Raw genomic sequence first — 8004 nt, forward strand, 5'->3', positions numbered from 1 at the left:
GTTGCCATGTCACTGAATACTCGTCCTAGAAAGGCGTTAGATTGGCTTACACCATTAGAGAAATTTGCTCAGCTTGTTGATTATCATATGGCTTTTGAAACTGTCGCACCTCATGTTTGAATTCGCCCCATATTTTTGCTACAGTGAACCAAATTAAGATCATCTATTTACTAGGCCTCGCATTTGCGGGGTTTTTAATGCTGAATAAAAGGAAAACTTGATGGAATTGCCCAATATTATGCACCCGGTCGCGAAGCTGAGCACCGCATTAGCCGCTGCATTGATGCTGAGCGGGTGCATGCCCGGTGAAATCCGCCCGACGATTGGCCAGCAAATGGAAACTGGCGACCAACGGTTTGGCGATCTGGTTTTCCGCCAGCTCGCACCGAATGTCTGGCAGCACACTTCCTATCTCGACATGCCGGGTTTCGGGGCAGTCGCTTCCAACGGTTTGATCGTCAGGGATGGCGGCCGCGTGCTGGTGGTCGATACCGCCTGGACCGATGACCAGACCGCCCAGATCCTCAACTGGATCAAGCAGGAGATCAACCTGCCGGTCGCGCTGGCGGTGGTGACTCACGCGCATCAGGACAAGATGGGCGGTATGGACGCGCTGCATGCGGCGGGGATTGCGACTTATGCCAATGCGTTGTCGAACCAGCTTGCCCCGCAAGAGGGGATGGTTGCGGCGCAACACAGCCTGACTTTCGCCGCCAATGGCTGGGTCGAACCAGCAACCGCGCCCAACTTTGGCCCGCTCAAGGTATTTTACCCCGGCCCCGGCCACACCAGTGACAATATCACCGTTGGGATCGACGGCACCGACATCGCTTTTGGTGGCTGCCTGATCAAGGACAGCAAGGCCAAGTCGCTCGGCAATCTCGGTGATGCCGACACTGAGCACTACGCCGCGTCAGCGCGCGCGTTTGGTGCGGCGTTCCCCAAGGCCAGCATGATCGTGATGAGCCATTCCGCCCCCGATAGCCGCGCCGCAATCACTCATACGGCCCGCATGGCCGACAAGCTGCGCTGAGCCATGGCTGACCACGTCACCCCCAATCTGCCATCGCGCGATTTCGATGTGACAGAGGCGTTTTATGCGAAGCTGGGCTTTGCGACGAGTTGGAAGGATCGCGGCTGGATGATCCTGCAGCGCGGCGGTTTGCAGCTCGAATTCTTCCCCTATCCTGACCTCGACCCAGCTACGAGCTCGTTCGGCTGTTGCCTGCGGTTGGATGATCTCGATGCCATGGTGGCATTGGTGAACGCGGCGGGAGCCGAGGAAAAAAGCACCGGCTGGCCGCGCTTCAAAGCTCCGCAACTGGAGGCGAGCGGCCTGAGGATCGGCTACCTGATCGATCCCGACTGCACGCTGGTGCGGCTGATCCAGAACCCCGACTGACCGCATGCCCGCGAAAATCAAGATTTGCGGGATCAGCACACCCGAGGCGCTCGATGCGACCATCGCGGCGCGGGCGGACTATGCCGGGTTGGTGTTCTATCCAGCGTCGCCCCGTGCGGTTACGTCGAATGTCGCGGGCGCTTTGACATCGCGCGCAGCTGGCCAGATCGCCATGGTCGGTTTGTTCGTCGATGCGGATGATGCTGTCATCGCCGACGCACTGGTGGCAGCCAAGCTGAACGCGCTGCAGCTGCACGGTTCGGAATCGCCCGAACGCGTGGCCCAGTTGCGCGCGCGGTTTGGCAAGCCGGTGTGGAAGGCGCTGCCCGTCGCCAGCGCCAGCGATGTCGCACGCGCCGCAGCCTATGCCGGGGCGGCGGACTTGATCTTGTTCGACGCCAAGACCCCCAAAGGCGCGCTGCCCGGCGGCATGGGGTTGGCGTTCGACTGGTCGCTGCTGGCCGGATATCGCGGTGCCTTGCCGTGGGGGCTGGCAGGCGGGCTAAATCCGACGAATGTTGCCGAGGCGATTGCGCGCACCGGAGCGCCGCTGGTCGATACCTCCAGCGGCGTCGAAAGCGCGCCGGGCGTCAAGGATACCGACAAGATTACCAATTTCGCCTTTGCGGTGCGCTTGGCCTAAATCGCGTCGATCAATAGGCGTCGTTCAGCGCAAAGATCGGCTTGCGGGTGCGCCACTGCCCTCGGGTGAAGTCGGGAAAATCTAACGTGCGATTGCCCTCAGCAATCGATTGTTCCGACAGAGGCGTGATCGCGCTCCAGGCCAGCGCGTCGTAAATGTCGATTGGCATCGGGGCCTTGGCCTTCAGCGCCTCGACAAAAGCGTGGATCACGAACCAGTCCATCCCGCCATGCCCGGCCCCTGCCGCCAGATCGGCGTAGCGTTTCCATAGCGGGTGATCGTATTTCGCAAACCAGCCCTCGGCAGGCTCCCAGCGGTGCGGCTGTGGGCTCTTGCCCTCCAGATAGATCGACTTGTTGACGTCCATCCACAGCCCCTCGGTGCCTTGCACCCGAAAGCCGAGAGAATAGGGGCGCGGCAGCGAGGTGTCGTGGCACAGCATGATCGTTTCACCATTAGTGCAGCCGATCATGGTGTTGACCACATCACCCAGTGCGAATTTCACCTCGGCGTTGGGATGATCGGCAGAGCCGTTCTTGACGACATAATCATGCAGCCCGCGCGCCTTACAGCCGAAGCCGCCAGCGCCCGCTTCGCCCGGCAACGCGACCTTCAGGGTGCGGGTCTGCGGCGGGTAGCACACGCCGGCATCGGCGCAGCCCTGGTACTTCACGGTCAGGGTGGTCGCGCTCGCGCCGGCCGCGGGCGTGCCGGTGAGGGTGCCGAGCAATTCCTTGCGGTAGGTTTCGACGTCGCCGAAGAATTCGTCGCGGTAGGCCTTGCCCTTCGGCAGCGCCATGGTCGCGCCGGTGAAGGCGGCATCGGCCTTGACCGAGGTGCGGTGCCGGCGGATCGTGGATGCGGTCATTGGCTCAGTTTACCGGTCGGCTCTCGGCGGCCAGCCATTGCAGGTATTCGGGCAGGCCGGACGCGGCTTCGACCGCGAGCAGCTCCGGGAGTTCGTAGGGATGCAGTTGGCGCAGGCGTTCCTGCAGGGCGGGGTAGGCCTCGGCACTGGTCTTGACCAGCAGCAGGACCTCGGCCGCGGCCTCGACCTTGCGTTGCCAGCGATAGACCGAACGCAGGCCGGGCAGGAGGTTGACGCAGGCGGCCAGGCGCTCGGCCACCAGCGCGGTGGCGATGCGCTCGGCGCTGTCGGCGTCGGGACAGGTGCAGAAGCAGATCAGGGCGCTCACCGGCATAGGGTAGCGGCTGCCCCGATCCGGCGGGCCTGGCGGACATCCGCGTGCGGCCCTTGAAAGTCGGCGGGCCCGCCCCATCTCGGTGGCATGCCGGGTTCGCCCGGTTCTGTTGTCCGCGGTTTGGCACTCGCTTCGCGCGACTGCTAAAATCGCCGGGTTTTTCCACGTCAATCAACCATTTACCGAGGTTGCCATGTCCAATATCAAGCCGCTGCACGACCGCGTGGTCATCAAGCGCATGGAAGAAGAGAAGCTGTCCGCCGGCGGGATCGTGATCCCGGATTCGGCCACCGAGAAGCCGATCAAGGGCGAAGTCGTCGCCGTCGGCACCGGCAAGGTGCTGGACAACGGCCAGGTCCGCGCGCCGCAGGTCAAGGTCGGCGACAAGGTGCTGTTCGGCAAGTACAGCGGCACCGAAGTGAAGCTGGACGGCGTCGAGCTGCTGGTGGTGAAGGAAGACGACCTGTTCGCGATCCTCGGCTGATCGCGCGTCGCTCCCACACATTTCTCATCCGAATAATTTTTCGAGGTAATTCGCAATGGCTGCCAAGGACATTCGTTTCGGCGAAGACGCGCGCTCCAAGATGGTGCGCGGCGTCAACGTGCTCGCCAACGCCGTGAAGGCGACCCTCGGCCCGAAGGGCCGCAACGTCGTGCTGCAGAAGAGCTACGGCGCGCCGACCATCACCAAGGACGGCGTCTCCGTCGCCAAGGAAATCGAACTGGCTGACGCGTTCGAGAACATGGGCGCGCAGATGGTGAAGGAAGTCGCTTCCAAGACCTCCGACAACGCCGGCGACGGCACCACCACCGCCACCGTGCTGGCGCAGGCGTTCATCCGCGAGGGCATGAAGGCGGTCGCCGCCGGCATGAACCCGATGGACCTGAAGCGCGGCATCGACCAGGCGGTGAAGGCCGCGGTCGGCGAACTGAAGTCGCTGTCCAAGCCGTCGTCGACCAGCAAGGAAATCGCCCAGGTCGGCGCGATCTCCGCGAACTCGGATGCCAACATCGGCGACCTGATCGCGCAGGCGATGGACAAGGTCGGCAAGGAAGGCGTGATCACGGTCGAGGAAGGCAGCGGCCTGGACAACGAACTCGACGTGGTCGAGGGCATGCAGTTCGACCGCGGCTACCTGAGCCCGTACTTCGTCAACAACCAGCAGTCGATGTCGGCCGACCTGGATGATCCCTTCATCCTGCTGTACGACAAGAAGATCTCCAACGTGCGCGACCTGCTGCCCGTCCTCGAGGGCGTGGCCAAGGCCGGCAAGCCGCTGCTGATCGTGGCGGAGGAAGTCGAAGGCGAAGCGCTGGCGACCCTGGTGGTCAACACCATCCGCGGCATCGTCAAGGTCTGCGCGGTGAAGGCCCCGGGCTTCGGCGACCGTCGCAAGGCGATGCTGGAAGACATGGCGATCCTGACCGGCGGCGTGGTGATTTCCGAGGAAGTCGGCCTGTCGCTGGAGAAGGCCACCATCAAGGACCTCGGCCGCGCCAAGAAGATCCAGGTGTCGAAGGAAAACACCACCATCATCGATGGCGCCGGCGAAGGCGCGGGCATCGAGGCGCGCATCAAGCAGATCAAGGCGCAGATCGAGGAGACCTCCTCCGACTACGACCGCGAGAAGCTGCAGGAGCGCGTGGCCAAGCTGGCCGGCGGCGTTGCGGTGATCAAGGTCGGTGCCGCCACCGAAGTCGAGATGAAGGAAAAGAAGGCGCGCGTCGAAGACGCCCTGCACGCGACCCGTGCGGCCGTCGAGGAAGGCATCGTCCCGGGCGGCGGCGTCGCCCTGATCCGTGCCAAGGCGGCGATCGCCGGCATCAAGGGCGTGAACGAAGACCAGAACCACGGCATCCAGATCGCCCTGCGCGCGATGGAAGCCCCGCTGCGCGAGATCGTGACCAATGCCGGCGATGAGCCGTCGGTCATCCTCAACCGCGTGGTCGAAGGTTCGGGTGCGTTCGGCTACAACGCCGCCAACGGCGAGTTCGGCGACATGATCGAGTTCGGCATCCTGGACCCGACCAAGGTCACCCGCACCGCGCTGCAGAACGCCGCGTCGATCGCGGGCCTGATGATCACCACCGAAGCGATGGTGGCCGAGGCCCCGAAGAAGGACGAGCCGGCGATGCCGGCCGGCGGCGGCATGGGCGGCATGGGCGGCATGGATTTCTAAGCCCCGCGATCCATCAAGCAAGACCACAAAGCCCGGCCTCGTGCCGGGCTTTGTGCGTTCTGGCGTCCGAGGCGGGAGACTTCCTACCCGCCCCGCGGCAATGTCTGACGCGAAGATCAGAAAACGCCGATATGAACGCGTGCTCGCGGGCGCAACCCTGAGCAGCCGTCCCTGCAACGGAGCGCTGCGTGCCGCGCCTGACCGCACCCCGGCGGCAGGCCGAGGTGTGCGCGCCACTGCCGGCCGCCCACGCCGCTGCGCGTTACGCGCGCCACCTGCCCGAGCGCACGCTGCTGTACGCGCTAGTGCAGGCGCACTACCCGGACTTCATCGCGCGTCTTGAGGCCGAAGACCGCCCGCTGCCCGAGTATGTGCGCGAGGAGTTCGAGACCTACCTGCGCTGCGGCGTGCTCGAGCACGGCTTCCTGCGCGTGGTCTGCGAGCACTGTCGTGCCGAGAGGCTGGTGGCGTATTCCTGCAAGAAGCGCGGGCTGTGCCCGAGCTGCGGCGCACGGCGCATGGCCGAGTCGGCGCGGCATCTGGTGGACGAGGTGTTCGGCCCGCGGCCGGTGCGGCAATGGGTGCTGAGTTTCCCGTACCCGTTGCGCTTCCTGTTCGCCAGCAAGCCTGAGGCGATCGGCCCGGTGCTGGGCATCGTGCATCGTGTGATCGCCGGTTGGCTTGCCGATCAGGCCGGCGTGCCGCGGGATACGGCGCAATGCGGCGTGGTGACCCTGATCCAGCGCTTCGGCAGCGCGCTGAATCTCAACATCCACTTCCACATGCTGTGGCTCGACGGCGTGTACGAGGACACCACCGAGCGTCCGCAGCGCAAGCCGCGCCTGCACCGCACCCGTGCGCCCACATCGGCGCAACTGACGGAACTGGCCAACACCATCGCGCATCGCGTGTGCCGGCACCTGTCGCGCCGCGGCTGGCTCGAAGGCGAAGACGAATCCGTGTTCCTGTCCGACAGCGCGGGTAGCGACGACGGCATGGATGGGCTGCGGATGAGTTCGATGACCTACCGCATCGCCACCGGTCGCGACGCTGGCCGCAAGGTCGTCACGCTGCAAACGCTGCCTGGCGACGCCGGTCCGCTGGAGGGCGACGCCGGCAAGGTCGGCGGCTTCTCGCTGCATGCCGGCGTGGCCGCGGAAGCACACGAAAGCCACAAGCTCGAAAAGCTGTGCCGCTACATCACGCGCCCGGCGATCAGCGAGCAGCGGCTATCGATCTCGCCACAGGGCAGGGTGCGTTACCAGCTCAAGACGCCGTGGCGCAATGGCACCACGCATGTCGAATGGGATGCGGTGGACTTCATCGCCAAGCTGGCGGCACTGGTCCCGCCGCCACGCGCGCATCTCACCCGCTTCCACGGCGTATTCGCCCCGAATGCAAACCTGCGCGCGCAGCTGACGCCCTCGGGGCGCGGCAGGCGGCCTGCGGGCGATGCGGCGCCAGTGGACGTCAGCGCCCACGACGAGCCGCGCAGCCCCGAGCAGAAGCGCCGTGCGATGAGCTGGGCGCAACGGCTCAAGCGGGTCTTTTCCATCGACATCACCACCTGCGCCCACTGCGGCGGCGCGGTGCGGATCGTCGCCAGCATCGAAGACCCCAAGGCCATTCGCGCCATCCTCGCCCACTTCGAGAAACACGGCGCGCTGGAGCAAGCGCACTACCGGCCCGCAGCGCGCGCCCCGCCGCCCGCCGCGTGATGAGGCGCCGGCCACACAGCCGGCAGCCAAGCCAGAGTCCGATCCGATGCGGCCACGACCCCGCAGGGCTGCGCTCGGCCCTGTGCCGGGATTCGGTGAGAAATGGCTACGCACTGAGCCGCTGCGTGGCCCCGCGATGTCGAAAACCCACGCATGAACCCCCGATCTGTGCCCGATCTGTGCCCAAAGCGGCGCTTGCGCGGCCGCTTCCTACCCGCCAGACTCGCCAAAAAGGGCGGTTGAACTTCCTATACCCATATCCCACTTTAGGTTTGGCAGCACCTTTTCAATCAGGTGGTTGTTTACACCAATCCAGCTATTGGCCAATTGAATATTGGTTTCGTCTACTTTTTTTGATTTTTTAAACAGCTTGGTAAAACCGAGTGCCAAAACAGGGGGACCATGTAAAAACGTGCTTCCTGTAATGACTGAACCAACTGTGAGTCCTTTACTGACTTTTTGCAATAAGGATGCTTTTTTATGAGCAGTAGACATAAATCTAACCTTGAGTGTAGAGATTTAAAAAAATGTTCCAACTATAAACAACGGAAATTGAAATACAATTGTATATTTGAAGATGTTGACATTTTTTATGGATTTACCCATTTTCTGCAATTTTAATCCACTTTATCATAAGTGAAGCATTGGTATTTGGTGTATAAAGTTCTTAAAAACTTTTATTGAAACATATATCTCATGTTTTTAGAAATCCGATAAATTGAAAACAATGGAGGGCAGAGTAAAACTTGAAGTGCGACATAAACCACCTAATTAATTTAAAGGGTTTATGGAGTATATAAAATTGTCATACCATCATCTTAACTTTGAAGATCGTACTGCATTAATGCTTGAGTCAAGA

8 protein-coding genes and 2 pseudogenes are annotated in these 8004 nt (G+C 62.5%); 7 read left to right on the forward strand and 3 right to left on the reverse strand.

Annotated elements, in window-relative coordinates; all coding sequences use genetic code 11:
* From HYG88_RS14800 to HYG88_RS14815, 4 genes and pseudogenes are all read left to right on the forward strand, one after another.
* Positions 1–120: pseudogene (locus tag HYG88_RS14800) on the forward strand (IS30 family transposase); the annotation flags it as partial.
* Positions 121–220: 100 nt separating this feature from the next.
* Positions 221–1033: a subclass B1 metallo-beta-lactamase NDM-1 gene (locus HYG88_RS14805; protein ID WP_004201164.1), complete on the forward strand. Its 813-nt coding sequence runs from the start codon at positions 221–223 to the stop codon at positions 1031–1033.
* A gap of 3 nt (positions 1034–1036) precedes the next feature.
* Positions 1037–1402, forward strand: a complete 366-nt coding sequence (ble, locus tag HYG88_RS14810; RefSeq protein WP_004201167.1) for a bleomycin binding protein Ble-MBL — start codon at positions 1037–1039, stop codon at positions 1400–1402.
* Positions 1403–1406: 4 nt separating this feature from the next.
* Entirely contained in the window at positions 1407–2045 is a 639-nt protein-coding gene (locus HYG88_RS14815; protein WP_004201168.1) for a phosphoribosylanthranilate isomerase, read from the forward strand.
* Positions 2046–2055: 10 nt separating this feature from the next.
* Here the strand turns inward: HYG88_RS14815 and HYG88_RS14820 are convergent, their stop codons facing one another.
* Together HYG88_RS14820 and cutA are read right to left on the reverse strand one after the other, a co-directional pair.
* Positions 2056–2913, reverse strand: a complete 858-nt coding sequence (locus HYG88_RS14820) for a protein-disulfide reductase DsbD domain-containing protein (RefSeq protein ID WP_178883360.1) — start codon at positions 2911–2913, stop codon at positions 2056–2058.
* A 4-nt stretch (positions 2914–2917) separates the two neighbouring features.
* Positions 2918–3247, reverse strand: coding sequence for a divalent-cation tolerance protein CutA (gene cutA / locus HYG88_RS14825; RefSeq protein WP_004201171.1), 330 nt, complete (start codon positions 3245–3247; stop codon positions 2918–2920).
* A gap of 193 nt (positions 3248–3440) precedes the next feature.
* Here cutA and groES point away from each other — a divergent pair, with 193 nt between their 5' ends.
* The 3 genes from groES to HYG88_RS14840 all read left to right on the forward strand — a co-directional run bounded on the left by groES (position 3441) and on the right by HYG88_RS14840 (position 7145).
* Positions 3441–3731 carry a co-chaperone GroES gene (groES, locus tag HYG88_RS14830; protein WP_004201172.1) on the forward strand — a complete coding sequence of 97 codons (291 nt, stop codon included), beginning with the start codon at positions 3441–3443 and terminating at the stop codon, positions 3729–3731.
* Positions 3732–3786: 55 nt separating this feature from the next.
* Entirely contained in the window at positions 3787–5427 is a 1641-nt protein-coding gene (gene groL / locus HYG88_RS14835) for a chaperonin GroEL (protein ID WP_004201176.1), read from the forward strand.
* A gap of 224 nt (positions 5428–5651) precedes the next feature.
* Positions 5652–7145 (forward strand): IS91 family transposase, encoded by a 1494-nt coding sequence (locus HYG88_RS14840; protein ID WP_043907034.1) that lies wholly within the window; start codon positions 5652–5654, stop codon positions 7143–7145.
* A gap of 249 nt (positions 7146–7394) precedes the next feature.
* Here HYG88_RS14840 and HYG88_RS14845 read toward each other — a convergent pair.
* A pseudogene (locus tag HYG88_RS14845) lies at positions 7395–7640 on the reverse strand (hypothetical protein); the annotation flags it as partial.
* Between the last annotated feature and the right edge of the window lie 364 nt (positions 7641–8004).

The organism is Acinetobacter sp. SwsAc4 (assembly GCF_013391535.1).
Classification (GTDB): domain Bacteria; phylum Pseudomonadota; class Gammaproteobacteria; order Pseudomonadales; family Moraxellaceae; genus Acinetobacter.

Bases quoted from the DNA above. Each gene is read 5' to 3' on its own strand.
- HYG88_RS14805 (WP_004201164.1), top strand. From the start codon at position 221: ATGGAATTGCCCAATATTATGCACCCGGTCGCGAAGCTGAGCACCGCA.
- ble (WP_004201167.1), top strand. From the start codon at position 1,037: ATGGCTGACCACGTCACCCCCAATCTGCCATCGCGCGATTTCGATGTG.
- HYG88_RS14815 (WP_004201168.1), top strand. From the start codon at position 1,407: ATGCCCGCGAAAATCAAGATTTGCGGGATCAGCACACCCGAGGCGCTC.
- HYG88_RS14820 (WP_178883360.1), bottom strand. From the start codon at position 2,913: ATGACCGCATCCACGATCCGCCGGCACCGCACCTCGGTCAAGGCCGAT.
- cutA (WP_004201171.1), bottom strand. From the start codon at position 3,247: ATGCCGGTGAGCGCCCTGATCTGCTTCTGCACCTGTCCCGACGCCGAC.
- groES (WP_004201172.1), top strand. From the start codon at position 3,441: ATGTCCAATATCAAGCCGCTGCACGACCGCGTGGTCATCAAGCGCATG.
- groL (WP_004201176.1), top strand. From the start codon at position 3,787: ATGGCTGCCAAGGACATTCGTTTCGGCGAAGACGCGCGCTCCAAGATG.